The 26415-nt window shown below is 48.2% G+C and carries 27 protein-coding genes; 6 read left to right on the top strand and 21 right to left on the bottom strand.

The genetic code is table 11. From position 1 onward, the window contains the following. Window positions 1-34: 34 nt before the first annotated feature. From NNX04_RS20595 to NNX04_RS20570, 6 genes are all read right to left on the bottom strand, one after another. Window positions 35-400 (bottom strand): response regulator, encoded by a 366-nt coding sequence (locus NNX04_RS20595; RefSeq protein WP_040392746.1) that lies wholly within the window; start codon window positions 398-400, stop codon window positions 35-37. A 25-nt stretch (window positions 401-425) separates the two neighbouring features. Beyond that, a complete protein-coding gene (locus tag NNX04_RS20590) occupies window positions 426-2132 on the bottom strand; it encodes a SpoIIE family protein phosphatase (RefSeq protein ID WP_261947032.1) in 1707 nt (568 codons plus the stop codon). Window positions 2133-2207: 75 nt separating this feature from the next. Next, on the bottom strand, window positions 2208-2492 hold the full coding sequence (locus NNX04_RS20585) for an STAS domain-containing protein (RefSeq protein WP_151058601.1): 285 nt from the start codon (window positions 2490-2492) through the stop codon (window positions 2208-2210). A gap of 29 nt (window positions 2493-2521) precedes the next feature. Further along, entirely contained in the window at window positions 2522-2803 is a 282-nt protein-coding gene (locus tag NNX04_RS20580) for an STAS domain-containing protein (RefSeq protein ID WP_007643924.1), read from the bottom strand. Between the two features lie 18 nt (window positions 2804-2821). Then, entirely contained in the window at window positions 2822-3958 is a 1137-nt protein-coding gene (locus tag NNX04_RS20575) for a methyl-accepting chemotaxis protein (protein ID WP_261947031.1), read from the bottom strand. A 283-nt stretch (window positions 3959-4241) separates the two neighbouring features. Then, window positions 4242-5762, bottom strand: a complete 1521-nt coding sequence (locus NNX04_RS20570; RefSeq protein ID WP_151058605.1) for a fumarate hydratase — start codon at window positions 5760-5762, stop codon at window positions 4242-4244. 160 nt (window positions 5763-5922) lie between these two features. Here NNX04_RS20570 and NNX04_RS20565 point away from each other — a divergent pair, with 160 nt between their 5' ends. Together NNX04_RS20565 and NNX04_RS20560 are read left to right on the top strand one after the other, a co-directional pair. Next, window positions 5923-8031: a methyl-accepting chemotaxis protein gene (locus NNX04_RS20565; RefSeq protein ID WP_261947030.1), complete on the top strand. Its 2109-nt coding sequence runs from the start codon at window positions 5923-5925 to the stop codon at window positions 8029-8031. A gap of 52 nt (window positions 8032-8083) precedes the next feature. Continuing rightward, window positions 8084-8776: a TorF family putative porin gene (locus tag NNX04_RS20560; protein WP_261947029.1), complete on the top strand. Its 693-nt coding sequence runs from the start codon at window positions 8084-8086 to the stop codon at window positions 8774-8776. Window positions 8777-8846: 70 nt separating this feature from the next. Here NNX04_RS20560 and NNX04_RS20555 read toward each other — a convergent pair whose 3' ends face one another. The 6 genes from NNX04_RS20555 to NNX04_RS20530 all read right to left on the bottom strand — a co-directional run bounded on the left by NNX04_RS20555 (window position 8847) and on the right by NNX04_RS20530 (window position 14474). Next, window positions 8847-9626 (bottom strand): hypothetical protein, encoded by a 780-nt coding sequence (locus tag NNX04_RS20555; protein WP_261947028.1) that lies wholly within the window; start codon window positions 9624-9626, stop codon window positions 8847-8849. 151 nt (window positions 9627-9777) lie between these two features. Then, on the bottom strand, window positions 9778-10362 hold the full coding sequence (locus NNX04_RS20550) for a Fe-Mn family superoxide dismutase (protein WP_007643938.1): 585 nt from the start codon (window positions 10360-10362) through the stop codon (window positions 9778-9780). A 173-nt stretch (window positions 10363-10535) separates the two neighbouring features. After that, entirely contained in the window at window positions 10536-12170 is a 1635-nt protein-coding gene (gene groL, locus NNX04_RS20545; RefSeq protein WP_007643940.1) for a chaperonin GroEL, read from the bottom strand. 81 nt (window positions 12171-12251) lie between these two features. Next, complete coding sequence (locus NNX04_RS20540) at window positions 12252-12542, bottom strand: co-chaperone GroES (RefSeq protein WP_007643943.1); 291 nt, start codon at window positions 12540-12542, stop codon at window positions 12252-12254. A 317-nt stretch (window positions 12543-12859) separates the two neighbouring features. Beyond that, on the bottom strand, window positions 12860-13411 hold the full coding sequence (locus tag NNX04_RS20535; protein ID WP_261947027.1) for an FxsA family protein: 552 nt from the start codon (window positions 13409-13411) through the stop codon (window positions 12860-12862). Window positions 13412-13442: 31 nt separating this feature from the next. After that, window positions 13443-14474, bottom strand: a complete 1032-nt coding sequence (locus tag NNX04_RS20530; RefSeq protein WP_261947026.1) for a DUF481 domain-containing protein — start codon at window positions 14472-14474, stop codon at window positions 13443-13445. 170 nt (window positions 14475-14644) lie between these two features. Between NNX04_RS20530 and NNX04_RS20525 the strand changes: the two genes are divergently transcribed. Both NNX04_RS20525 and NNX04_RS20520 read left to right on the top strand, forming a co-directional pair. Continuing rightward, window positions 14645-14989 (top strand): MGMT family protein, encoded by a 345-nt coding sequence (locus NNX04_RS20525; RefSeq protein ID WP_261947025.1) that lies wholly within the window; start codon window positions 14645-14647, stop codon window positions 14987-14989. Window positions 14990-15000: 11 nt separating this feature from the next. Beyond that, a complete protein-coding gene (locus NNX04_RS20520; protein WP_261947024.1) occupies window positions 15001-16293 on the top strand; it encodes an AmpG family muropeptide MFS transporter in 1293 nt (430 codons plus the stop codon). 93 nt (window positions 16294-16386) lie between these two features. Here the strand turns inward: NNX04_RS20520 and NNX04_RS20515 are convergent, their stop codons facing one another. Genes NNX04_RS20515 through NNX04_RS20500 form a run of 4 tightly spaced genes read right to left on the bottom strand, consistent with a single transcriptional unit; the run spans window position 16387 to window position 19995 of the window. After that, window positions 16387-16872: a YajQ family cyclic di-GMP-binding protein gene (locus NNX04_RS20515; protein ID WP_007643951.1), complete on the bottom strand. Its 486-nt coding sequence runs from the start codon at window positions 16870-16872 to the stop codon at window positions 16387-16389. A 48-nt stretch (window positions 16873-16920) separates the two neighbouring features. Further along, window positions 16921-17898 (bottom strand): regulatory signaling modulator protein AmpE, encoded by a 978-nt coding sequence (gene ampE, locus NNX04_RS20510; RefSeq protein WP_261947023.1) that lies wholly within the window; start codon window positions 17896-17898, stop codon window positions 16921-16923. A gap of 43 nt (window positions 17899-17941) precedes the next feature. Beyond that, a complete protein-coding gene (gene ampD, locus NNX04_RS20505) occupies window positions 17942-18502 on the bottom strand; it encodes a 1,6-anhydro-N-acetylmuramyl-L-alanine amidase AmpD (RefSeq protein WP_151058621.1) in 561 nt (186 codons plus the stop codon). Window positions 18503-18513: 11 nt separating this feature from the next. Further along, window positions 18514-19995: an AAA family ATPase gene (locus NNX04_RS20500; RefSeq protein WP_261947022.1), complete on the bottom strand. Its 1482-nt coding sequence runs from the start codon at window positions 19993-19995 to the stop codon at window positions 18514-18516. A gap of 164 nt (window positions 19996-20159) precedes the next feature. Here NNX04_RS20500 and coq7 point away from each other — a divergent pair, with 164 nt between their 5' ends. Next, window positions 20160-20807: a 2-polyprenyl-3-methyl-6-methoxy-1,4-benzoquinone monooxygenase gene (gene coq7 / locus NNX04_RS20495; protein ID WP_261947021.1), complete on the top strand. Its 648-nt coding sequence runs from the start codon at window positions 20160-20162 to the stop codon at window positions 20805-20807. A 105-nt stretch (window positions 20808-20912) separates the two neighbouring features. Here the strand turns inward: coq7 and NNX04_RS20490 are convergent, their stop codons facing one another. Continuing rightward, complete coding sequence (locus NNX04_RS20490) at window positions 20913-21332, bottom strand: OsmC family protein (protein WP_007643959.1); 420 nt, start codon at window positions 21330-21332, stop codon at window positions 20913-20915. Window positions 21333-21610: 278 nt separating this feature from the next. Here NNX04_RS20490 and crp point away from each other — a divergent pair, with 278 nt between their 5' ends. Continuing rightward, entirely contained in the window at window positions 21611-22246 is a 636-nt protein-coding gene (crp, locus tag NNX04_RS20485) for a cAMP-activated global transcriptional regulator CRP (protein ID WP_007643960.1), read from the top strand. 87 nt (window positions 22247-22333) lie between these two features. Here crp and trpC read toward each other — a convergent pair whose 3' ends face one another. From trpC to trpE, 4 genes are all read right to left on the bottom strand, one after another. Continuing rightward, window positions 22334-23131, bottom strand: a complete 798-nt coding sequence (gene trpC / locus NNX04_RS20480) for an indole-3-glycerol phosphate synthase TrpC (protein ID WP_261947020.1) — start codon at window positions 23129-23131, stop codon at window positions 22334-22336. 28 nt (window positions 23132-23159) lie between these two features. Then, window positions 23160-24191: an anthranilate phosphoribosyltransferase gene (gene trpD / locus NNX04_RS20475; RefSeq protein ID WP_261947019.1), complete on the bottom strand. Its 1032-nt coding sequence runs from the start codon at window positions 24189-24191 to the stop codon at window positions 23160-23162. An 84-nt stretch (window positions 24192-24275) separates the two neighbouring features. Further along, window positions 24276-24857: an anthranilate synthase component II gene (locus NNX04_RS20470; RefSeq protein WP_261947018.1), complete on the bottom strand. Its 582-nt coding sequence runs from the start codon at window positions 24855-24857 to the stop codon at window positions 24276-24278. After that, the gene (gene trpE, locus NNX04_RS20465; protein WP_261947017.1) at window positions 24854-26347 is read right to left on the bottom strand and encodes an anthranilate synthase component I; all 1494 of its coding nucleotides are present in this window, start codon (window positions 26345-26347) and stop codon (window positions 24854-24856) included. The genes NNX04_RS20470 and trpE overlap by 4 nt, the downstream gene beginning before the upstream one ends. Window positions 26348-26415: the final 68 nt, after the last annotated feature.

Here is a 26415-nt window from a genome sequence, read left to right as displayed (position 1 = left end):
GCTGCGCCCTGGTTATTCACCGCAATAAGTGCCCCTACCCCATCACTTTTTTAGCAATTTCCAACAATTTATTGGGATCAAAAGGTTTTACCATCCAACCTGTTGCGCCAGCGGCTCGCCCTTGTGCTTTCATGGCATCGCTAGCTTCAGTGGTGAGCACGACAATCGGTGTGCGCATGTGAGCAGGTAAGGTACGTAAGGATTTAATCAGCGTTAAACCATCCATATTCGGCATGTTCTGATCGGTTAACACAAAGTCATAGCTTTTTGTTTTGCACAAATTCAACGCTTCCAAACCATCTTTCGCAGCAGTAACCGTATAACCGGCGGATTTTAATGTTGCCTCTACCATTTGCCTTACCGATACTGAATCATCGACGATCAATACATGTTTACTCATAGCGCTAGCCCCAAATATATTTCCATTAAAAAGAACTAATTACTGCCCGAATCAAATTACCGGGCGGCACAATCTCCACTGATTGCGCCAAGCCGCGAATTAAATACAAACCGCGCCCGGAAAGTTGATCATCATTATTTTTATCTAACACGGCGGGATCATAACCAACCCCGGTGTCTTTTACGGTGATCATCAAGCTCGGGGTGGCGACATCTTTTAGCCATTCAAGCGATAAGGAAATTGTATCTTTTTCGGTTAATCGCTTTAACCGGCGCTCGCGCTCCTGAAAATAAAACTCAAAGCCATCGGCATTTTCTTTAAACTCAGAGTCAAGCCGTAAAATGCCATGATCAATTGCATTGCTAACCATTTCACTCACAATTAAAAACACTATCTGGCAGACATTTTGATCGACACCCAAATATTGCAGAAACTTATTTACAAGTGGAGGAATTTCACATTCTGCAATCTTGCGCCCAGACAGCTCCACCGCCCAGGAAAAATGGCCAATTCCCGGCTCAATTCGTCTATGCAAAATACCGTCTGTGAGTAGCCGCGAACTGCCCAGGAGCATTGCTGCAGGTGTTAAAGTGCACATGGAGACATCATCACTGTAAGTCGCACATCCTGTGTGGGCATGTAGCGCTGCCACCAATTGCGCATGCAAATCAGCAGGCTCAGACTCGATAACATCCACCACCCGCTGCATGGAAAAACAATCTCCAGCCGGGTTTCTCTCTTCTAGCAAACCGTCGGTACAGGCGAAAAAAAATCCGCTTTTAGGAAAACGATAGGTTTCAACAGTTGCTTCGAACTGGTCATCATCAAGAATACCCAAGGCCATGTGACGCGAGCGAAAACTTTGCTGAATTACACCATCGCTAACCCAGTGTGCAGTTGGCATTCCACCATTCCACACGTGGAGTTCACCTTGATCTTTTTGTACCTGCACAATAATGGCAGCAACAAATCGATCAGGAGGGGTATCGCGGCAGAGTTTTTTATTGAGTTCAGTCACTATGGGCTGCAGATGAAACCCCTTGGCCACCATGCTATTAAAGATGGATACCGCCGGCATTATGGTAATTGCCGCCGAGAGACCATGACCGGTCGCATCTGCCAACATAAAATATAAATCGCCACCGGGAGAGGTGCGCGCCATTGCGATATCGCCACTGAATGAAGCAGAGGATTGCAACCAGGTTTCAACACCTTGAACTTTTTGACTGTTTTGCCCGAGCAAATATTCATAAATGAATTTAGCAATTGCCTCTTCGCGCTCAGCTTCTTTTTTAAACCGCGCCAATTCGGCATTTTGCAAGCTGATGAGTTTTTGCATGGACACCGAATTAATAAGTGCCCTTACTTTTAAAGCCAACAACGACAAATTGATGGGCTTGATAATATAATCGGCAATACCGCACGCAAAACAATTTTGCAGAAAATCCGGATCCTCATTGACACTAATCATAATGACCGGTGGTATTGAAATATTTTCATTGGCCAGATCGCGCATCAAATTCAGGCCAGTACCATCACCCAACTCGTAATCCAGCAATACCAAATCGATTACAGAGTTATTACTTAGCTCGCGCTTGGCATCGGAAAAGCTGAACGCAGAATGGGTTTGCAGATCCTTACTGTACAAAAATTCGCATAGCAGTTCATTTAGCAGTTGATCATCATCAACAACTAAAATACGCAGCGTTTTGTCCGACAGTAATTCAGTCATAAGCTTCCAGTGCAGGCAACCATAAAAATAGTAACAACACCAAGTGTTGAGTGAGCAAACTCTACGGCAAGAACACTATATGTAGTCGAAAATGCGCTGCATGTTGGCCATCGCTAATATTTGTGCAGTAGCTCCCTTTGCACCCTTGATATACATTTTCTTATTAGAGGCCGCAGCGCGACGCTGCCACATCATCATCATGCCCAAGGCAGCACTATCTAAATACTCGACGGCACCAAAGTCGAACACAATTTTGGTGATTCCATTGCCTTCCAGACACTCGGTACACTTTCGTTGGAATTCTTTGTGATAGCCGTAATCAAAACGGTTAGGTAGTATCACAACAGCCTGATCAGTCATAACTACTCCAGTTAAAAGCGCCAAATAAATTAATCAATATCAATAATTTTTTGAATATTTGCCAACCCAAGAATCTCTTTGGGTGCTGATTTCAGATTTTGCATAATTAGCTTGGCATTTTTTGCCTGTACTTTTTTATGCGACATAACCAGCAAGCCAATGCCTGCACTGTCGATATACTCCATTTCAATACAGTCCAATGTCACATTGCCACCAAAATCCAGGGCAGCAGCAATAGCAGCGTTGAATTCACTGCTGGATGAATAATCAAAACGTTTTGGCATGCGAATTACAGCGGCTGACTGAGTCATTGTTAACTCCCGGATAATTTAAAAAAGATCTACAGAACCGCTTTCTATCGAGGAAGCAGATACTGGATTGTGTTTTTGGCGCGCACCGCTATTCCTGTAGTTAGCAACTTCTTTTTCAAGCCGCTCAGGAAAATTTGCTGCTTGTGTTAACTGTGCAACCAGAGGTTTCAGATCATTTAATTGCGAAATACTGTAATCGATGTTTTGTCGCGACATATCTTCAAATTGCAAGGCACGGGTTGCATTGTTCAACGCCACAACCAATTGCGCCAAAATGCCTTCCATTTGATGTGTTATCGCTTGATCCGCATCCGCCTTTTGGATTAATTGGGAGCTGATTCTTTGCATTTCTGCCTTGGCCAGTAACACATAGGTCATGTCCTGGGAGGCAACTTGCCCAACCACTTGATCAAGCTCTGCAATTGCCGTAGCAATAGCTCTTAGCTGTTGCTGTATATCGCGACTGAAACCTGCTGAGCGATTGGAAAGTGCGCGTACTTCGTCGGCAACCACGGCAAAGCCACGCCCGGCTTCACCGGCACGCGCAGCCTCAATCGCAGCATTAAGTGCCAGCAAATTAGTTTGGGAGGCTATTTGATCTATGTCTTTTAGCGCACGGATAACGGTAGGCATTTGCTCGGCAATGGCGCCCACTTTTTCCACTAGTTCCATAGACGAAGCGCTAATTTCAACCGTGGTATCTACAAAGCGGTTGAGCAGATCATAGGTATTTTCTGCAAACAAACTCATGCGCGCTGAAATGGTATTTTTATCCGTTTCATTATCATAAAGCAGGTTATGGATATGGTTTTGCTGTTCATCCAGCAAGGTTTTAATGGCATCAAAAGACTGGACTAACAAGCCAATTGCGTCGGATTGAATCGCAATTTGTGCGTGTAAACTTTTCTGGGTTTCTGCAACAACCTCGCCCATTATCAGGCTGGCATCCTGCAGGGGGGCGGCGTTGTCTTGCCGTTGGGTGTGGCTGTCGCCACCGCCAACCAATTCAGGCCTGGCATATGAATTGAGCGACAAAACCAATACCACCATAACCAAGGTACTAAATACTGCCGCTAATAAAGGATGAACCCAAACTCCAAGTGCTCCACCGCCAACAAAGGCTGCAGCAATAACGATAATCTGCTTGGTTGGCATAACGGTGGAGATCCCCTGCTTGCTTGCAAAAGAAATGGCGACAGCCGCTGTCACCCCGGTCAATATGATTTAAAAGTAGCAGGTTTATTTTTAGATGCGCGATTCAGCAAGAAACTGAAACAAAATTAATAACGCAAACGATGAGATGGGTAATTCAATACAAGATAAAAACTTAAAAAATATTATTTATATAGCGAAAAACAATTTAAACAGTAGCTCTAAAAAAAACGGCAACTTGATAGCTGCCGTTTTTTCATTTGAGAAGTAATTGCACTTGGGATAATTATTGAACTGCAAGTACACCTTCTTCAATTTTAGCCTTCCAGATTTTCGGCCCGGTGTTATGTACCGATTCTCCGCGCGAATCCACCGCGACAGTCACCGGCATATCTTTTACGTCGAACTCATAAATGGCTTCCATCCCCAACTCAGGAAAGCCGAGCACCTTGGCAGACTTAATCGCCTGGGCTACTAAATAGGCGGCGCCGCCCACGGCCATCAAGTACACCGACTTGTTATCGCGGATTGCTTCTATCGCCGCCGGGCCGCGCTCGGATTTACCGATCATGCCAAGCAAACCAGTTTGTTCGAGCATGGTGCGAGTGAATTTATCCATCCGCGTGGCGGTGGTGGGGCCTGCCGGGCCAACCACTTCGTCGCGGATTGGATCAACCGGGCCGACGTAATAAATGAAGCGGCCTTTCATGCTCACCGGTAATTCTTCACCCTTGGCGAGCATATCGGTCATTTTCTTGTGCGCGGCATCGCGACCAGTGAGCATCTTGCCGGAGAGCAAAATCGTCTCACCGGTTTTCCAATCCAACACGTCTTCTGGCTTCACTGTATCCAGATTTACGCGGCGCACGCTGTCGCCCACTTCCCAGGTGATATCTGGATAGTCTTCCAACGCTGGCGGCGTTTGGAAGGCGGGGCCGGAGCCATCCAGTACAAAGTGGGCGTGACGGGTTGCCGCGCAGTTGGGAATAATAGCGATGGCTTTGTTGGCCGCGTGGGTTGGATAGTCTTTAACTTTAATGTCTACTACGGTGGTCAAGCCACCCAGGCCTTGTGCACCAATCCCCAAGCGATTCACTTTGTCGTACAGCTCAATGCGCAATTCTTCCGCGCGATTACTCGCCCCGCGCGCTTGCAACTCTTGGATATCCACCGGTTCCAGCAAAGCTTCTTTCGCCAACAGCATGGCTTTTTCGGCAGTACCGCCAATGCCGATACCCAACATGCCCGGTGGGCACCAACCAGCGCCCATTTCCGGCACGACTTTTAATACCCAGTCCACTACTGAATCAGACGGGTTCAACATGGCAAATTTGGTTTTGGCTTCTGAACCACCACCCTTGGCGGCCACATGGACATCAACTGTATTACCGGGAACGATGTTGTAGTGAATGATCGCAGGCGTGTTATCGCCAGTATTTTTACGGGCACCATCCGGGTCGGCGAGAATTGAAGCGCGCAGCACGTTATCGGGGTTCATATAAGCGCGGCGCACGCCTTCGTTGACCATATCGGTCAGGCTCATTTGCGCGTCCCATTGCACATCCATACCCACGGTGACAAACACGGTAACTATGCCGGTGTCCTGGCAAATGGGGCGATGGCCCATGGCACACATGCGCGAGTTAATCAGGATTTGCGCCATCGCATCTTTAGCGGCTTTGCTCTCTTCGCGCTCGTAGGCTTTGTGGATGGCCTGGATGAAATCAACGGGATGGTAGTAGGAAATAAATTGCAGCGCATCGGCGACGCTGTCGATCAGATCTTGCTGGCGAATCACGGTTGGCATAAGCGCATCTCTTGTTGTAGATAAAAAAGTGGCGCCAATTCTACACCATCAACTCCACAACAGGCGCTCGGGTAAATGACTTTATCAGCTTAAAAATTGTGCAATTTGCCAACTAACAACTAGGCTGAATTTAGCGCCACCCTTTAAGGAAGCACCACCTATGAATGCCCTATCACTCCGTTTCAAGCTCAGCCTGAGTATTGCGCTGATCCTCGCATTTAGCATGGGTACCTTGAGTTTCGTCGCCTGGCGTTCGATGTCGAACAACGCGCAAGAATCCATTGCGCGCAGCGCGGAATCCATGAAGGCGACTATTGATAACCGCCTGTTGGAAATCGCCCAGGTGAGCGCGCTGGAAACCAGCTCGCTGCTCAATCGCAACTTTGATGTGGCACTGCACCTGGCCAGTATTTTAAGTGGCACCGCCCACGGCAGTGGCACACCCTACACGCGTGTACAAGTTAAAAAAATGACTTATGACATGTTGGTTGCCACACCGTCGGCATCATCCATTTACGCCCAGTTTGATAGCAACGGCTACGACAACCTCGACAGTGAATTTTTGGGCGATGCCGAGTACAGCTCGGAAACAGGCAGCCTGGGAATTTACTGGGTCGCAAACACCCAAGGCCCAGTCTCCAGCCAAGTCAGTTACGCCGATCAATACGATGCCACCATTGACACCAATGGCCTGCGTAAAGCCGAGTGGTATTTATGCAGCCGCGACACACGTAAACCCTGCCTAATGGAACCTTATCTTTACGAGGTAACTCCGGGCAATAAAGTTTTACTAACTTCACTGGTTGCACCAGTTTTAGTGAACAATGAATTTCGCGGTGTTGCCGGTATCGATATAGACCTGCCGGTGTTACAAAAAAATATTCTCGCGCAATCTGCCAATTTATATAACGGCCAAACCAGTATGTATTTACTGAGCGAACGCAATAATGTGGTAGCCAGCAGCATGCACCCTGAGTTTGTTGGCAAAGCACTCGTGGCCGGTGATAAAGATTTATTTGATGCACTCGCCGCCAGTAACAAAAACCAATTTATTTACAAGGATCAAATTATCACTGTACAACCCATTAAAGCCGATGCTGTGCGTAGCGAGTGGAAAATGGTGATAGTTACGCCCTCCGTTATCGCGTACGACGTGGTGGATGAACTGAGCCAATCACTGCAGGAAAGTAGCTTATCTACGGCAACCAATATGATTGGTCTGGCGTTAATTCTGTTGGTAGTTTTTGTTGGTGTGGTGTCGCTGTGGATTAAACAATCGACCAAACCTATCGTCAACATGAGCAATATGATGCGTGAGCTCGCCAGTTCAGATGGCGATTTAACACGCAAATTAATTCCCTCGAATGACAAGGAATTAATTGATATGGCAGATGGCTTTAATAACTTCACTGAAAAATTACGCACAATGATTCTCGCCTTAAAACAGGATTCCATTCGCCTCAAAGAGCAAAGTAACAGCCTGACCGGAACCTCCAAAAATACACGCTCGGCAACCGAAATACAGGTGGAGCAAATTCAAAATATTATGACGGCGATTCACCAAATGTCGGCTACCGCCAATGAAGTTGCCAAACTCGCCAGTAATACTTCCAGCGATTCACAAGCTTCAGTAAAAGAGATTAATAACGCGCGGGATTTATTCCAACGCACCGTAGAAGAATTTAAAGGCGTAGCGACCGACTTCTCCAACTCCAGTCAAAAAATCCAGCTGGTAGCCGAAAGCAGCAATAAAATCAGTGGCATTACCGATGTTATTCAAAGCATTGCCGCACAAACCAATCTACTCGCATTAAATGCAGCGATTGAAGCGGCGCGCGCCGGTGAACAAGGGCGTGGTTTTGCGGTAGTAGCCGATGAAGTGCGTTCACTCGCGGCACGCACCCAACAGTCCACCGAGGAAATTAAAAATTTAATTCAGGGTTTACAACAACAAGTTGATCAAACCGTTGTACAAATAAACCAAAACACCCAGCGGGTTGGTGACACGCTCGTGGAAGCGGAACATGCCTACGAGCGCCTGACGACAGCTACTCAAGGTATTAATTCGATTACTGATAGCGCCTATCAAGTCGCGGCCGCCGCGGAAGAGCAAAATCAGGTTACAGAAGAAATTAATCGCAACATCTCCGCCATTGGCGATGCAACGCAAGAACTTGAACGCTTGTCGCACAGCGTATTTTCCGCGAGTGGCAATGTGGACAAAATCACGCAGGATATTGACGGGCATTTGTCGCAACTACGCTGCTAGCAATAGCTATTGCCGTGCATTAAATAAATCACCACCGGACAGGAGATTGACCATGAAGCCTATTGGTACTTATCAGCTGGCGGCATTGTGTTTAGCAACCGTAAATCTGGCGGCACCAGTGCAAGCAGAGGTATCAGGCAAAGTCTCGTTTGTTAGCAATTATCTCTCCTATGGTTTATCACAAACACAGGATGACCCAGCACTGCAATTCACCACCACCTGGTCGGGCGAATCAGGTTTATATCTAAGCGGTTGGGCATCACAAGTAGATTTTGGAGAGGAGACCGATACCGAAATCGGCGTCTATGCCGGGTACTACAACACATTTTCCGACACACTATCGCTTGACGCAGGCATCGCCCAATTTTTGTATGAGGGCGCAGATATCAGTGACGATTACAGCTACAACGAAGTTTATGCCACCTTACACACTTCACTATTAAGCCTTGGGTTTCATTACGCATGGGATTATTTTGGCAGCGGAGCCGAGTACACCGTAGTGCAAGTTTCCAAACAATTTCCGCTTAACGATTGGTTCAACTTAACTCTGGGAGCTGACTACGCAGTCACAGGCGATGAAAATAAATATTCAATTCTGGGGGAATCTGATTATTTGCATTATTTTCTTCGTGCAGAAAAAGACTGGCTTGGTGTGCAGTGGAGTTTGAGTGTGCATGAAACCACTATGCCTGAAACAGAAACCGATGAGGCGCGCGCAGTTGCAGGTATTGGTTGGGCTTTTTAAAGAAAAAAGCGAAGAAAATAAGCAGAGTAAAAGCGCCCCGGTAAAAAAACCGGAGCGCTAGTGTGGGTGTTTAGGGCTTGGCGGTTAGCTGTTGTTTAATTTGCAACAGCTCGCGATTGGTGCTGCGACGGAAGTCATCAATAGCCGCAATCGCCTCATCATGATTGCGAATACGTGTCGCCAAGCTATCCAACGCTGTCATTTCCAGCGACATTTTGTCCAACTGCTCTTTCAGCTGCTGAACACTTTGGGTTTGCTGGCTAACACTGGTAGCCATGCCATCAATTTTTGCAGCCGCGCCATCGGCAACAGTTTTATTAGCCGCTAGCTCTTGCTTAAGGGAGGCCGCCGTTGTTTTTGCATCTGTTGCGGTTTTTTGTGCATTGGCAGCATCTCGTCCCACCGCCGTCGTTTTTTCTGTGTTGGCAGCGATTGCTTTGCGGTTGGTTTCAACCAAACCAGCGATACGGCGCACTTCACCGTCTATTTTCTTCAAGTTGGACTGCAGCGTCACTACCGATGCACTGGACTCCTCAGACGTCATACTCAACTGCTGTTCCAAGCCCTGGATACGTGCATCCGCCTGTTTCAACATGGCTTGCGCTTGAAATAGCTGCCACCCTAAAAAACCTGCACCCGCTGCCGCAACCAACGCAATAACCAGAGCAACGGCTGGCAAACTGCTGGATGGCGCTTGAGTGTAAACCGGGGCCGATGCCGCTTTACGTGCAGGGCGAGCAGATGCAGGCTCGTCATCATGATCGCGAAGCGGCGCTTGCGAGCGACGCGATGTAGATTCCGCTGGTTCAGACACAGCGCCAGTGGACAATGTGGGTTCTCTGCGTTCCATAACAACAGCTACCTTAACGATGAGTCAGTGAAATAAATGGGTAATAAGTGCGCGCATTTTATAGCAGCAGCCCGCACAAACATAGGCTGCGATTTTTATTTCACGCAATAAAAAACGGGCCCGCAGGCCCGTTTCCAGTGCAAACAACTAATTACTTGGCGTAGTTAGCGTTCACAAATTCCCAGTTCACCAACGCCCAGAAAGCGTTCATGTAGGTTGGGCGCGCATTGCGGTAGTCGATGTAGTAAGCGTGTTCCCACAAATCCACAGTCAGAATGGGGGTCACAGACGCGTCAGTCAATGGAGTAGCTGCGTTGCTAGTGTTAACAATAGCTACTGAACCATCGGCTTTTTTCACCAACCAGGTCCAGCTTGAACCGAAATTGTTGATGGCAGAGTTAGTGAACTCTTCTTTAAATTTGTCGAATGAACCAAAGGCTGCATTGATTGCATCTGCTACTGCGCCAGTTGCTGCGCCGCCACCGTTGGGGCTCAGGCAGTGCCAGTAGAAGGTGTGGTTCCAAATTTGCGCAGCATTATTGAATACACCGCCAGAAGAAGTTTTGATCACATCTTCCAGGCTTTTGCCTTCAAATTCGGTGCCGGGAACCAAACCGTTCAACTTATCAACATAAGTTTTATGGTGCTTGCCGTGGTGAAATTCCAGAGTTTCTTTAGAAATGTGAGGAGCCAGAGCGTCAATTGCGTAAGGCAATGCGGGTAATTCAAAAGCCATGATGTTTCTCCTAATTCACGGTTGTGTAAATTTAGCGTTGTTCAAAATCCGGGGCAAATAATACCAACTAAATGATTTTGGCATTATTAAAAATTTGCTATCGCTATTTAAAAAAGAGTAGAGGCCGAAAACAATTGCGGCCCACTAGGGGCCGCAACTATCGATGGATCGACTTACATCATACCGCCCATACCACCCATACCGCCCATGTCTGGTGCAGCAGGTTTATCTTCTGGCAAATCAGCAACCATTGCTTCGGTAGTGATCATCAAACCAGCGATAGAACCAGCAGCTTGCAAGGCTGAACGGGTTACTTTGGCTGGGTCGAGAATACCCATTTCCAGCATATCGCCGTATACACCAGTCGCGGCGTTGTAACCGTAGTTACCAGTACCTTTCTTCACCTGGTCAGCAACAACAGACGGCTCATCACCAGCGTTGGCAACGATTTGACGCAGTGGAGCTTCCATTGCACGACGAGCAATACCGATACCGGCATTTTGATCTTCGTTGTCACCTTTCAGGTCAGCGATAGCCGCAACAGCACGGATCAGTGCAGTACCACCGCCGGGAACCACGCCTTCTTCTACCGCTGCACGAGTTGCATGCAGAGCATCTTCAACGCGCGCTTTTTTCTCTTTCATTTCAACTTCAGTCGCTGCGCCCACTTTAATTACCGCAACACCGCCAGCCAATTTTGCTACGCGCTCTTGCAGTTTTTCACGGTCGTAGTCAGAAGAAGTTTCTTCGATTTGTACGCGAATTTGTTGAACGCGTGATTTGATTTCTTCCGCGTTACCAGCACCGTCAACAATTACGGTGTTGTCTTTGTTCATGGTTACGCGTTTTGCAGTACCCAAGTGTTCGATGGTAGCGCTTTCCAAATCCAGGCCAACTTCTTCTGAAATCACAGTACCGCCAGTCAGTACAGCGATGTCTTGCAACATGGCTTTACGACGGTCACCGAAACCAGGTGCCTTAACAGCAGCTACTTTGACGATACCGCGAATGTTGTTCACGACTAAAGTTGCCAAGGCTTCGCCTTCAACGTCTTCAGCAACGATTACCAGTGGCTTGCCTGACTTGGCAACGCCTTCCAGCACGGGCAGCAATTCGCGGATGTTGGAGATTTTTTTGTCAACCAACAGGATGAACGGATGATCGTGCTCAACGCTCATGTTGTCCTGGTTGTTGATGAAGTAAGGAGACAAGTAGCCACGGTCAAACTGCATACCTTCTACTACGTCCAACTCGTTGTCGAGGCTGGTGCCTTCTTCAACGGTGATCACACCTTCTTTACCTACTTTTTCCATCGCTTCAGCAATCAACTCACCCACAGAAGTATCGCTGTTAGCAGAGATGCTACCGACTTGAGAGATAGACTTGGTATCAACGCATGGCTGGGCGATAGATTTAACGTGAGCAACTGCAGCAGTGATTGCTTTGTCGATCCCGCGCTTCAAATCCATTGGGTTCATACCCGCCGCAACAGATTTCAAACCTTCGTTCACAATAGCTTGTGCCAATACAGTAGCGGTGGTGGTACCGTCACCGGCGTCGTCAGAAGCGCGCGAAGCTACTTCTTTCAACATTTGTGCACCCATATTTTCAAACTTGTCTTTCAGGCTGATTTCTTTGGCAACTGATACGCCGTCTTTAGTGATGGTGGGAGCGCCGAAGGACTTCTCCAACACCACGTTGCGGCCTTTAGGGCCAAGGGTCGCTTTAACTGCATCGGCCAGAATGTTTACACCGGCCAACATGCGTTGACGTGCGTTATCACCAAATTTCACTTCTTTAGCTGACATATTTTCAATTCCTACAAACTTTTGTTAACCCAAGGAGATCGACGCAATGCGACCTCACCTTACATTTTTGCAGCGTCTGGTTTACACCAATACGGCTTTGATATCTGACTCGTTGAGGATAACCAACTCTTCGCCATCAATAGTGATAGTGTCGCTACCGGCATATTTACCGAATACCACTACGTCACCTACTTTTACATCCAATGGGCGCAGCTCACCGCTCGCCAGTACGCGGCCATTACCTACAGCAACCACTTCGCCTTGATTAGGCTTTTCTTTCGCAGCGCCAGACAAAATGATGCCACCGGCAGTTTTGGTTTCTTCTTCTTTGCGACGAATAACAACGCGATCGTGTAACGGACGAATTTTCATGAACATTTGTCTCCTAAACAAACAGGTTAAACGAGCGAAGAGCCAGACTCTTGATCACAAGAGCGCATGGCTCAGGCTTGATGACATATAGGGATGGTCTTGAAGGTTTCAAGGCCCATCAGTAAGGCCACCGATCTACAGGGTCAACCCGGAAACCGGTAGCCAATAAAGCGGTGAAACCTATGTGGGGTTAGCAATGGGGATTTCAACCTGAGGGGGCAAAAAATCTTGCAATAAAAGTGGTTTCTTTCATTTACGGCAGAAATCAGGGCATCTTTGGCCCTATTGAGCGAAAGGTTATTTAGCAGGGAGCTGTATTAGTTAGAGGGACGCTTATCGTCAGGTGATGCATCGGCTGGCTGATCGATCAATAGACCTTGGTGTTTGGGGTCGCTCTCATCATCGCGGGCAGCAGGCCCTTGATGCTCATAGACAGTGCCCCGCCCAGCAGCGGTGGCGTCACGCTTAAAACCTGCCGGGGTAAAACCCGCCGTGTAAAAGCCACTTGCCGAGGCGCGCATCGCCATTTTGGCCAGCCAACGTTTTAACAGCAACTGCCGAACCAGCGGAATAAAACAGAGCAACGCCAAAAGATCGGTGAGGAAACCAGGGATTATCAACAGCACTGCACCCACCGCTTTAAACAGATTGCCGGCCAACGCCTGCGCGGGCAACTCGCCCTCCATTCGCATGTTTTGCGCGGTGCGCAGCATGCTGGAGGCTCCCTGGTAGCGAAGCAGGTTCACACCAAGTACGATCATCAATGCCAACCAGCCAATCACTGCCAAAGCGCCCACTTCACTGCCGATTTCAATCATCAACCAGAGTTCGATAATGGGCAGTAACAGAATTAGCAGCGGCAGACGCATAACAGATTTCCAATACACAAGGCCGGGCAGTTTACCACTTGTAACTCACCCCCAGCGACATTCGCGTGTCCTTGTCCTGACGGGTGGGTTGCGGGTCGGTATCCAACCAGTAATCAATTTTAAATTCAGAATAAATCCGCTCAAGAATCTTGGAACTTAGGCCGGTTGAGGTTTTTAACTGTAGGTTGGGGTCTTGTTCGGTCGACTGCAGCAGTTCGTTATTGTGAAAAAAACCAACCCCCCAAGGAAGGTTGTAACGAAAATCCAGCGCCATGCCCAAGGCCATAAAGTCATCCTCAAGGGCATAGTCGCCCACCAAATCGGCAGGTAATTGGTAGGATTCCTGATGCAACGCCAAACCCGACCTCAGTGATAACGCCATGGTTTTGTTATCAAAGAACTGATAGCCCGTGCCAGAACCAAAGCGCTGGTAGGTACGCATGCCCCGCTGTGGGTCGGCACCGGCAAGCACACTGTTGTACCAAAACCAATGCTCCCCAAAAAACCAATCCAGGGCGTAACGGCTATTCCAGCGCTTTTGGGGGCGCGAGTAGTTCCATGAGGCCCGCGAGAACTCGCCGCCAAACAGGTGGCGAAAATCATTGCGGCGCAGACTGAATTCCCCTTGGGCATTCCATTCATCTCGCACTTCATTACCGCGCGAGTATGCCCCCCACAGGTTGATCCGCCCCTGATGGGTATAGCTGCCTTTTTTAAACTCTTCATAAGGCATGAGTGTTTTTATGCGCAGCAGAGATGCACGCTTGATGCGGTTGGGATCACCACAGTGATAACGCAAAAACTCCGCATCCATTGGTTGCAAATGACAAGGTAACTTGTTGCCATTGATTTTTAATGCAACGTCGCTCTGAATATTTTTGATATTGGTCTTTTTAATCTGCTGCTCGCCAAAGTTGGTGGAACGCCACAGCAGATGCTCCTCATCAATACTCACTAACTCGCCTTCCAATCGGTCGCCGTTGAGCAGCTCAACAACGCCGGCAAGGGCGACATCAACCTGCAGCAACAACAGCAAAACAATAAGTGATGTGGATTTTTTCACAGCGAGACCTTTTACAAGGAATGGTTTATTGGACGGCTAATTATCATTAAAGTGACGCCACACCAGCACTGCAATGCCAGAAATGTTAATAGTGTTAACTTAAGTTTCCTCGGGTTTATTGATGTAAATTCAATATTCACTTGAGCAAAATAGCGAGCCAACTACGCCCCATGAGTAATTCCAGCCAACACAAGGAAGCCATCTACCTTGCATTAATGACCATTCCCGCCGGAAAAGTGGTGACTTATGGCGAATTGGCCAGGCTCGCAGGCTTGCCTGGCGCCGCTCGTCTTGCAGGTACACTCATGGCAGGTTTGAGCGAGAACACCACCCTGCCCTGGCACAGGGTTATTAATGCCCAGGGGCGAATTTCACTACCGGAAAATTCCCCCGCACGAAACATGCAACAGACGCGGTTAGAAGCAGAGGGCGTGATATTTGAGCGAGGGAAAATTAATCTGCGGATTTACAGTTACAATGCTGAGCCAACCCGCTCAAACACTCACAAAAAATGAACACCCGCCCTATGAATTCACCCCAACAAAGCAGTTCCAGTAATACCAATTACAAAGGCTGGCGCGGTATCAAACGCGCCTTTGCTACGCCCTCGGCACTCACTATGCTGTTTTTGGGTTTTGGCTCGGGCTTACCGTTTTTATTGGTGGGCGCCACGCTCTCCACCTGGTTGCGCGATACGGGTGTAGCACTGAGCGTGATTGGCTTGATCAGTTATGCCAGTTTTTTTTACGTGCTGAAATTTTTGTGGGCCCCCTTGGTTGACCGCTACCCGCTGCCATTTTTAGGGCGCCGAAAAGGTTGGCTCGCGCTGTCGCAATTACTGCTAATGGGTGCGCTCGCGGGCATGGCACTAATGGGCCCGCAATCGTCGCTACTATTATTTGTTGTACTGGCGGGGCTGGTTGCGTTTGCCGGCGCTACACAAGACATAGTGGTTGATGCTTATCGCATTGAAGTAGCTCCGGTGGAATCGCAAGCTGCGCTCGCGGCAACCTATATTTTGGGCTATCGCTTCGGGTTGATTTTATCAGGCGCCATCGCATTGTATTTAGCAGAACTCACTGGTTGGACGGTTGCTTATTTAATAATGGCCACCTGTGTTTTGCTGCCGCTCTTTGCAGGGCTGTTATCCAAAGAACCGGCTGCACAGGAATTAATTGTGCGCGAAATTCGTTTGTGGGATGCATTTATAAAACCGTTTCAGGAGTTTTTCTCGCGCAACGGAATTTGGCTCGGATTGGCTTTATTAGCGTTCGTCGGGCTATTCAAACTACCGGATCAAATGATTGGCGTCTTGGCCGGGCCATTTTATTTAGACTCGGGCTACACCAAAGCCGATATAGCGACAGTCTCAAAAATTTACGGTGTTTGGATTGGTATCGCAGGCGCATTTCTGGGTGGGATTTGTATAGCCGCATTTAGTTTGCGCTCAATGCTAGTGGTAGCGGCACTTGCGGTATCTATTTCTAACATCACTTATCTATTGATGGCTTACAACCCCGGCCAAAGCTGGGCTTTCTTTGCCACGATCAGTGCCGACAATTTATCGCAAGGCTTTGCGGGTGTTGTGTTAGTCGCGTTTATGTCGAGCCTCACAAATCGCAACTTCACCGCAACGCAGTATGCGTTACTCGTTTCTCTCGCACATTTACCGGGTAAATTTATTGGCGGTTTGTCAGGCTATATCGTGGAAGCCAGCAGCTATTCCGCCTTTTTTATCCTGAGTACTTTTTCGGTCGTACCTACCCTGCTACTGCTTGCGTGGATATGGCATCGCATCAAAGACGATAACCAGCAGTAAATCAGGGATACAGCAATAAAAAGGCCGCCGGATTTCTCCGGCGGCCTTTCAGTTTACAAACAATGTTTTCGAAAACACTTGAATTCTATAAAGCTAGTCCCTGAAGTTTTCAAACTGCAATGGCATATCTATATCTTCTGCGGCACGCAACATGGCTATTGCCTCTTGCAGGTCGTCGCGCTTCTTGCCAGTAATACGCACTTGATCGCCCTGAATAGAAGCTTGCACTTTTAGCTTGCCATCTTTAACCATGCGCACAATTTTTTTCGCCAATTCAGTTTCCACGCCAGTACGCACCACAATATCTTTTTTTACTTGCTTGCCTGAGGTTTTAACCGGCTTAACTTCCAAACATGAAACCCCGATACCATTTTTGTGCAAAGCACTGCGCAGAGAATCCAACATTGCATCAAGCTGATATTCATTATCCGCCGTAATCGTAATTTCATATTCTTTGCGATCAAACTTGGCATCGACACCCTTGAAATCATAGCGACTAGTAATCACTTTACTTGCCTGATCCACCGCGTTGGTAAGCGCATGTTTATCAACTTCGGAAACCACATCAAATGACGGCATAACTAACCTCTTTCATACAAAATTAAATCATTAATAAACCAACAACGGTCACACAACCAGCGTTGCAAACGCAATCGCACAAATCCAGAACAATAGCGAACGCGAATAGAGCGGTAAGCTCGATTTCACCAAGGCAAAAGAATAAGCGGGCTCGGTATGGGTGGTTATTACGTCGCCAGTAAGATCCTCGATAATATCCTGCGTCTCTTCCGCCATTTCCTCTTCCATTTCGGCTTTTTCTTCGCTGTTCATTTGTGCCATAGCCGCTGTTGAACAGTCCGTTGGGGCACCCAGTGCACCGCGCAAACATTCATTCAAGACATAGTCGGATGGACTTTGGGTATCCAATAAATTTTTGCGCAAAGGGCAGGTTTCAAAATTACCGACAAACGCCCAGGTTACGCCCATTAAACGTACCGCCGGCAGTTCGAGTAACCACAACCACTTGCTCGCTGTACCGAAAGCATCACTTTCCAGTGGCGAAAAATCGCGATAGAGCACACTTAAACGATAGAGCAAAGCACCAAATGGTCCCGCGATAAAAAACCAGAAAAGTACAGCAAAACTGCGCTCAAACCCGCGATAGGCAATGACCTTCAATGCCTCCGTATGCAATTCGCGCCAATCTGAAACTTCAACGCTGTTATGATCCGCCGGAGCATTGCCGCGTAGACGATCAATCAACTGCGCCGCCGCCACACCATCACCCCGTGTCGCAAGTGCAATATATTCGCGTGCATCAACCAAAATGTTGCCGCGCCCCAAGCTATACAACAACACCGGCACATAGAGGAAAAACAACCAGTGTTTACCTGCAAATTCATTGATCAGCAAGAAAATAAATATCAACGCTACCAATGGAATTAGCAGCGCCAAGAGTAGCGGAGGAATGGGCGATGCGGAAAATCCGGGGATTTTTTGCAGGCGGTTGATTAGCCATTTAAACCAGCCATCGTAATGAATGAAGCTGGCAGAACCGAGCCAGTAAACGATTGCAAGAACAACAACCAAGCTGAGAAAAATCATTGTGTTTTATCACTCATCGGTCAATAAATGTGAAGCGAGGGCTTTATTCAAGCGCTCTGCGAAAACGCTGCCAATCAAAGGCGGGGCCCGGGTCGGTCTTGCGTCCGGGCGCTATATGCTCATGACCAGTGATGCGCTCAGGCGTTAGTTTAGGATAAGTCAGCATCAACTGGCGAGTAACTTTCTCCAGCGCGCGATATTGGGCATCGCTGTAAGGCAGCTCATCAGTGCCCTCCAGCTCTATGCCAATACTGTAATCATTACAGTTGGGAACCCCGTCAAAACTGGAGGCACCCGCGTGCCAGGCACGCGCGGTAAATGGGGCAAATTGGGTAATTGCACCATCGCGCTCAATAAATAAATGTGCAGAAACCGCTAAACCAGCAATAGTCGAAAAATAAGGATGTTCATTCGCATCGAGCTTATTTTGAAAAAATGCCTGCACATAACCACCCCCAAATTCACCCGGCGGCAAACTGATATTGTGCACCACGAGCAAACTGATATCCGCCGTCTCCGGTCGCTCATTAATATTGGGCGATGGACAAATGCGGGCACCACTTAGCCAACCATCGCAAATCTCAAAAGCATTATTTATCGTCATGATGCACCTGTTTATGCGGGAATGGTGCGATCTTCCGCCCAGCGTCGCAATTGTGAGATCTGCTCAGCCATGACCACCGACAAGGGGCTAGTAGCCGCGATTTCACCTAACAAAATATCAGTGGTCAGCGCCCGCGCTTCTGCGGCTGCAGAATAAAGCGCCGCGATAATCGCCTGCTCAATTTCTGAACCGGAGAAACCGTCACTCGCATCCGCCAAACGCAGCAAATCAAATTGCTGTGGGTCGCAGCCGCGTTTGCGCAAGTGAATAGAAAAAATATCCTGCCGCACGGCTGCCTCTGGCAAATCGACGAAAAAGATTTCATCCAACCGACCTTTGCGGATCAATTCCGGCGGTAAACGCGAAATATCATTACTGGTGGCAACAATAAACACCCGCGAACGACGCTCTGCCATCCAGGTCAATAATGTGCCCAATAAACGTTGCGACACGCCATTATCGTTGCCGTCTTGCGCCATACCTTTTTCAATTTCATCCAACCAGAGCACACAGGGCGACATGGCATCCGCCAATTTGAGCGCCTCGCGTAGGTTGCGCTCGGTTTCTCCGTGAAATTTATTGTAGAGCGCACCAACATCCATACGCATTAATGGCAACCCCCAAAGCCCCGCTACAGCTTTGGCGGCGAGACTTTTACCACCACCCTGTACGCCGAGTAGCAAAATACCCTTAGGGCGATCAAGTTTGGAGTCTTCATCATTAAAAGCGCCGCGTCGCGTGAGTAGCCAGCGCTTTAGGTTCTGTAAACCGCCGACATTGGAGAAATCCTCCGTCTGCTGCTCAAAGCTGACCACGCCCTCCATATCCAGTAGCGCAAATTTGGATTTATTGATTTTGGGCAAGTCGTCTTCATTGAGCGAACCATCATTCCAAATCGCGCTGCGCACGAGACGACGCACATCACTGATACTCATGCCCTGCAGATTGTTCACCACTTTTTTGAGGGTGATATTATCGGTTTTCACCCGCGCACCCGCGTGGCGATCCGACCAGTCTTTGGCCTCCTCTCGAATGATCTCCATAATTTTGTCGTCACTCGGCAACATCAATGCATAGGACGCACTGTAGCGTGACAACTCCGGCGGCAAGCGCAGTTGATAGCTCAGCAGTACCAGCGTATGGGGCACCGCAAAATGATTGAGCGCGATATCTTTTAGCAGGCGCACCACTTGCGCGTTATCCGCCAGAAATGGATGCAAATCGCACAAGGCGAACATAGCGGGCTGGTGCAATTGCTTGATATGACGCAGCATTTCCTCAGGATCATTTAACGCGCTGGCCTTGGGCACCAACTGCGGGCCAAAACTCAAACGAGCCAAACCATCGGTGAGCGACCAGCGATGCAAATCTTTGCCCTGGGTATTTGCTACTTTCAACAATACATCCAGTGCTTTTTTCTCTTCGAAGGTTTCTATCACTACCAATGGGATACGGGCATCCAACAGCAGTTTTATTTCGTTTACATCTTGCACGCTTGTCTCCTTCGAGCAGGAAATGAACTCAAGACGCAAGCATGCAGTGCGACATGCCGGCTTGCAATGGTTTGATGCAACGCAAACAAATGTACCAAGGCATAAGTGCCGAGCCAGGCGATTTCTGTTTAAATAGCCCTATTATTGTTTCAAGGTGACGCACCATGTCCCAGATTAGACACAGTTTCATCGACAACCTGATTATTAATGCCGACCGCGCCCTGCGCACTCTCGCAGCCGGAAGTGACATGTCATGCGAGCGCCCATCACCGGCACAACCCCTGGATGAAGCGGCGCTATCAGAGGCCGAGCGAAAAAAATCTGCAGCACTGATGCGCGTAAATCACACCGGTGAAGTCTGCGCCCAAGCGCTCTATCAAGGGCAAGCTCTCACCGCCAAGCTGCCCCATGTGCGCGCTGAAATGGAGCATGCTGCCGCCGAGGAAATTGATCATTTAGTCTGGTGCCAGCAACGTATCGACGCTTTAGGTAGCCATACCAGTTATTTAAATCCAGTGTGGTACGGCCTCTCATTCATGATTGGCGCAGGTGCAGGTTTGGTCAGCGACAAGGTGAGTTTAGGCTTTGTCGCCGCAACGGAAGATCAGGTTTGTAAGCATCTGCAACATCACTTAGCCGAGCTACCGCAGGAAGATCTGCGCAGCCGAACAGTAGTAGAACAAATGCTGGAAGATGAAGCGCGCCATGCCGATATGGCACTCAGCGCTGGCGGTTATCGTTTCCCGGCGCCGGTAAAAGGAGTGATGACACTGGTATCCAAACTGATGACCAGCACCAGCTATCGCATTTAGCTGCCTATCAAACAAAGCTCCTCTACCACCCTGTCAAAAACAACAATGCCCGCACTAAGCGGGCATTGTTGTTTTTTGATTCCAGAGCCGCAGTGCGGAAGAAAATCAGGCCTCACGAATCTCATAGGAATGGGTAATTTCCACGCCCCCCGCTTCCAACATGATAGAAGCAGAGCAATATTTGGTCGCCGATAACTCAACCGCACGTTTCACTTGCGCTTCTTTAAGCTCTTTTCCTGTCACCAAAAACTTCATATGAATTTTGGTAAAGGGTGAAGGAACGCCCTCAGCACGCTCGGCTTCCAGTTCACAACGGCAGTCGGTGACTTGCTGACGCGCTTTGGTGAGAATACTCATCACATCGAACGAAGAGCAGCCACCCAAGCCAATCAACAACATTTCCATTGGGCGTACACCGGTATTACGTCCACCGTGATCGGGAGGACCATCCATTAATACTGCGTGACCACTACCTGACTCACCTAAAAATTGAGCACCATCTACCCACTTAACTACTGCTTGCATAGGATTGTACCGCCAGAAAAATCGTGTTTAAAAATAGGCGCTTAGCGTAACACAGCGACCATAGAAATCGAAAATGTCACGAAAATCAACGTACAGCACAGATTTAGCGTTTTTTTGTAGACAATTCATTTGTCTGAGCTTATAACTGCATCACAAATTTTAAGGTTGTTTTGGCATATCTCTAGCTGTACTTTAAGCCTGTGTCATAATAAATTTTATATCCGAAATAGTGATATAAATACTAACTAATTATTACCTTTTATCATTGGAGCCACACCTTGGTCGCTGTCTCACTCACACCGCACATTAAGAATGTGGAAGAATTTCTGGTTCATTGTCATCGCCGTCGTTATCCAGCCAAGAGTACTATTATCTACGCCGGCGACAAAAGCGACTCGCTCTACTACATAGTCAAAGGTTCAGTGACCGTACTGATTGAAGACGATGAAGGCCACGAAATGATCGTTGCCTATCTCAATGACGGTGACTTTTTTGGCGAAATGGGGTTGTTCGATGACAAAGACTCCCGCAGCGCTTGGGTGCGTGCAAAATCGGAATGTGAAGTCGCTGAAATCAGCTATGCCAAATTTCAGGAGATTTCTGAAGACCATCCTGAGTTTTTGTTTGCACTTGGCAGCCAAATGGCGCGCCGCTTGCGCGCAACTACGCGTAAAGTGGGCGATTTAGCATTTTTGGATGTAACCGGTCGCGTTGCCCGTACGCTGCTGGAGCTGTGTAAGGAACCAGACGCAATGACCCACCCCGACGGCATGCAAATTAAAATCACGCGTCAGGAAATTGGTCGCATAGTGGGCTGTTCGCGCGAAATGGTTGGCCGCGTACTCAAGACCTTAGAAGAGCAAGGCTTGGTGATGGTGAAAGGCAAAACCATGGTGGTTTACGGTACTCGCTAATACTTTTGCTTAGCTAAAAAACAAAGCCCGCTGAATGCGGGCTTTGTTTTTCTACTACAGGAAAATAGGCCACTCACTGCAATACAGTTAAGCGAAAAACTCCGCAAGCGCTACACCCGGCTCATCAGCACGCATAAATGCCTCACCCACCAAAAATGCATTTACATTCTTGCTGCGCATAACCTGTACATCGGCTGGAGCGAGAATTCCACTTTCTGTCACCACGATACGGTCGCTACCGATTTTATCCAGCAACTTATATGTCGTTTCCAGTGTTACATCAAAGGTATGCAAATTGCGGTTGTTAATACCGATTAATTTATTCGGCAATTCCAGCGCGACATCCAGCTCGGCTTCATCGTGGACTTCCACCAAGACATCCAACCCGATTGATTGTGCCAGCGTATTAAGCTCTGTTAACTTTTCAGGAGTGAGCGCTGCAACAATCAACAATACGCAATCTGCACCCATGGCTCTGGCTTCGTAGATCTGGTACTCATCCACTAGGAAGTCTTTGCGAATCACGGGCAAACTCACTGCAGCGCGAGCTTGTTGCAAATATTCATCAGCCCCTTGGAAAAAATCCACATCGGTTAAGATCGACAAACAGGCAGCACCGCCCTGCTCATAGGAACGAGCGAGTTCGGCGGGCACAAAGTGCTCGCGAATAACACCTTTGCTAGGTGATGCTTTTTTAATTTCTGCAATCACACCGGCTTTGCCTTGTGCGATTTTGCTTTCGATCGCTTTTACAAAACCACGCGCAGGCGCTTGTAATGCAGCCTTTGCCTTTAATTGCTCCAGTGAAACCTGCGCTTTGCGCTCCGCAATTTCTTCCCACTTTCGCGCAATAATTTTACGTAGTACGGTTGGTGTGTCGGACATGAATAATTTCCAGAGACAATCGATAAGGTTATTGCAAATATTGGGTAAAAGCAGCGAGCTCACGGATCTTTTCGCCAGCCAAACTGCTGCCAATCGCATCGCGCGCCATTTCCATGCCATCCGACAAGCTGCTCGCCACACCGCTAACATAAATCGCCGCGCCGGCATTGAGCGCAATGATATCCGCCGCTTTTTCAGCATATTGGCCGCGCCGATTACCCAGCGCATCGCGGATCAACAGGAGTGAATCTTCAGCATTGCTCACACTTAAGCCAATCAAACTTTTGGACTGCATACCAAAATCTTCCGGCTTAATAATGTACTCACGAATCTCGCCATTTTTTAATTCGGCGATTTGGGTTTCGGTAGCAAGACTAATCTCATCCAAGCCATCTTTCGCATGCACCACCATCACATGCTCGCTGCCTAAACGACCCAACACTTCCGCCATAGGTTTGCAAAGCTCGCCATTGAATACACCAATTACCTGACGCTTTACATTGGCAGGATTTGTCATTGGGCCGAGCATATTAAAAATAGTGCGCATTCCCAGTTCTTTGCGCGGACCAATGGCATGACGCATTGCGCTGTGATGAGCAGGCGCGAACATAAAACCCACACCAATTTCACGCACGCAGCGCGCAACTTGCTCGGCAGTAATATCCAATTTAATGCCTGCTGCCTCCAATACATCAGCACTACCGGTGGAGCTGGATACCGAACGATTGCCATGCTTAGCCACGCGACCACCCGCTGCCGCCACTACAAATGCACTCGCGGTTGAGACGTTGAATAAATTGGCTCCATCACCGCCAGTGCCACAGGTATCAACCAGGAAATCGACATTAATATCTACCGGTGTTGCCAACTCGCGCATAACCATAGCCGCGCCGGTGATTTCATCCAGGGTTTCACCCTTCATACGCAGAGCAACCAAAAAACCACCAATTTGGGCGGGCGTGGCTCCGCCAGTCATCACAATACGCATCACGGAAATCATTTCTTCCGTGGTCAAATCGATTCGCGCCACCAGTTTTGTTAAGGCTTGTTTGATATCCATTGCCATTACCCTTTTTAGAATGAGCACAGACTTAAAGAATGCGCTGTTTTTGTAGTCAGTAAGTCAGGAGCGATAAATTCAATTTTAATATGCCGTTAAAAAATTGCGCAGCATATCGTGACCATGTTCGGTCAAGATGGATTCAGGGTGAAACTGTACCCCTTCCACCGCCAGAGTTTTATGTTTAACACCCATAATTTCCGCGATGCTGCCGTCATCGTTTTGGGTCCAGGCGGTAATTTCCAAACAATCGGGCAGCGACTCCTTTTCAATAACCAACGAGTGATAACGCGTTGCTTGAAATGGATTACTCAAACCCTTAAAAACGCCGAGATTGCTGTGGTACACAGGCGAAGTTTTACCATGCATCACATAGGGCGCACGAATTACCTTGCCACCAAACGCTTGCCCAATACTCTGGTGCCCCAGACAAACACCCAATAAGGGAATTTTCCCTGCAAATGTTTTGATGGTTTCAACCGATATCCCAGCCTCGGTAGGTGTGCAAGGGCCGGGAGAAATGACGATTTTTTCCGGCGCTAAAACGGCTATCTCGGCTATGGTAATTTCATCATTGCGCACCACTTTGATATCAGCACCAAGCTCACCAAAATATTGCACCAGGTTGTAGGTAAAGGAGTCGTAGTTATCAATCATCAAAATCATTTTGTTTCACCTTTCACCGCAGACTCACCCACCATATCAACAGCTTTAAATATAGCGCGCGCTTTGTTCATGGTTTCTTTCCACTCCAGTGCCGGCACGGAGTCGGCCACTACACCAGCCCCTGCCTGCACATAGAGCTTGCCGCTTTTAATCACTGCCGTGCGGATAGCAATCGCAGTATCCATATTGCCGTTCCAGGAGATATAACCTACTGCGCCACCATAAATACCGCGCTTTTCAGTTTCCAATTCGTCGATAATTTCCATCGCGCGGATTTTGGGGGCGCCACTCAATGTGCCTGCTGGTAGTGCCGCACGCAATACATCCATTGCCCGCAATCCGTCTTTCAGTTTTCCAGTAACGTTAGAAGTGATGTGCATTACATGGGAATAGCGCTCCACTACCATCTTATCAGTTAGTTTCACACTGCCGATTTTCGCTACACGGCCCACATCATTGCGCCCCAAATCAATCAGCATTAAATGCTCAGCAATTTCTTTGGGGTCATTGACCAATTCAATTTCCAGCGCTTTATCTTCTTCCAGCGTGCGACCGCGGCGACGGGTTCCGGCAATGGGGCGAACCGTCACTTCACCGTCTTCCAACCGGGCAAGAATTTCCGGACTGGAGCCAACGACATGATGATCACCCAAATCCATAAAATACATGTAGGGCGACGGATTCAAGTTGCGTAAGGCGCGATAGAGATTGATTGGCTCGCCTGCAAAATCAATCGACATACGCTGGGATACAACCACCTGCATGGTGTCGCCCGCCAAAATATAGTCTTTAATTTTATTGACGTGATTGTGAAAGTTTTCTTCGCCACAATTAGAAGTGAACAGCGGCTCGCTATTGCGATTATTACCGAGCGATAAATCAGGCGTCACTGGAATTTCGCCGCGCAGTTTTTGCTCCAACTCATCTAACCGCGCACTTGCTTTTACAAACGCATTTTCCACTTCGGGATTGGCATGAATCACAAAAATTAATTTGCCTGCCAGATTATCAAACACCAAAACTTCATCGGACACGCTCAATAAAATATCCGGTGTACCTATGACATCTTTGGGCGAACTCGCTTTTAAATGCGGTTCCACATAACGCACGCAATCATAAGCAAAATAACCGACCAAACCACCGGTGAACCGTGGTAAGCCAGGCAGTTCCGGTGCTCGATAACGCTCTTTAAAGGCTTCCACAAAAGCAAGTGCATCGGCGCACTCATGGATTTCAATGACGTGGCCATCACGCTCGACCGTAATCTTATCGCCCAGCGCTTTCAATACCGTGCGCGCTGGCAAACCGATCATGGAGTAACGCCCCCACTTTTCGCCACCTTGTACAGATTCGAATAAATAAGAGTATGGGCCAGCTGCGAGTTTGAGGTAAGACGAGAGTGGTGTATCCAAATCGGCAAGGACTTCGCGCATCACCGGAATACGGTTGTAACCTTGCGCAGCTAATTGAGCAAACTGTTCGGAGTTCATGGGATTACCTTTTGCTTGTCACCCAAGCGAGGACAAGACTTTATCGTTATCGGAAATTCGATTTTTTA

The sequence above is a fragment of the Cellvibrio sp. QJXJ genome, assembly GCF_024452345.1.
GTDB lineage: Bacteria > Pseudomonadota > Gammaproteobacteria > Pseudomonadales > Cellvibrionaceae > Cellvibrio.
This window is presented reverse-complemented; position numbering and strand designations above follow the sequence as displayed.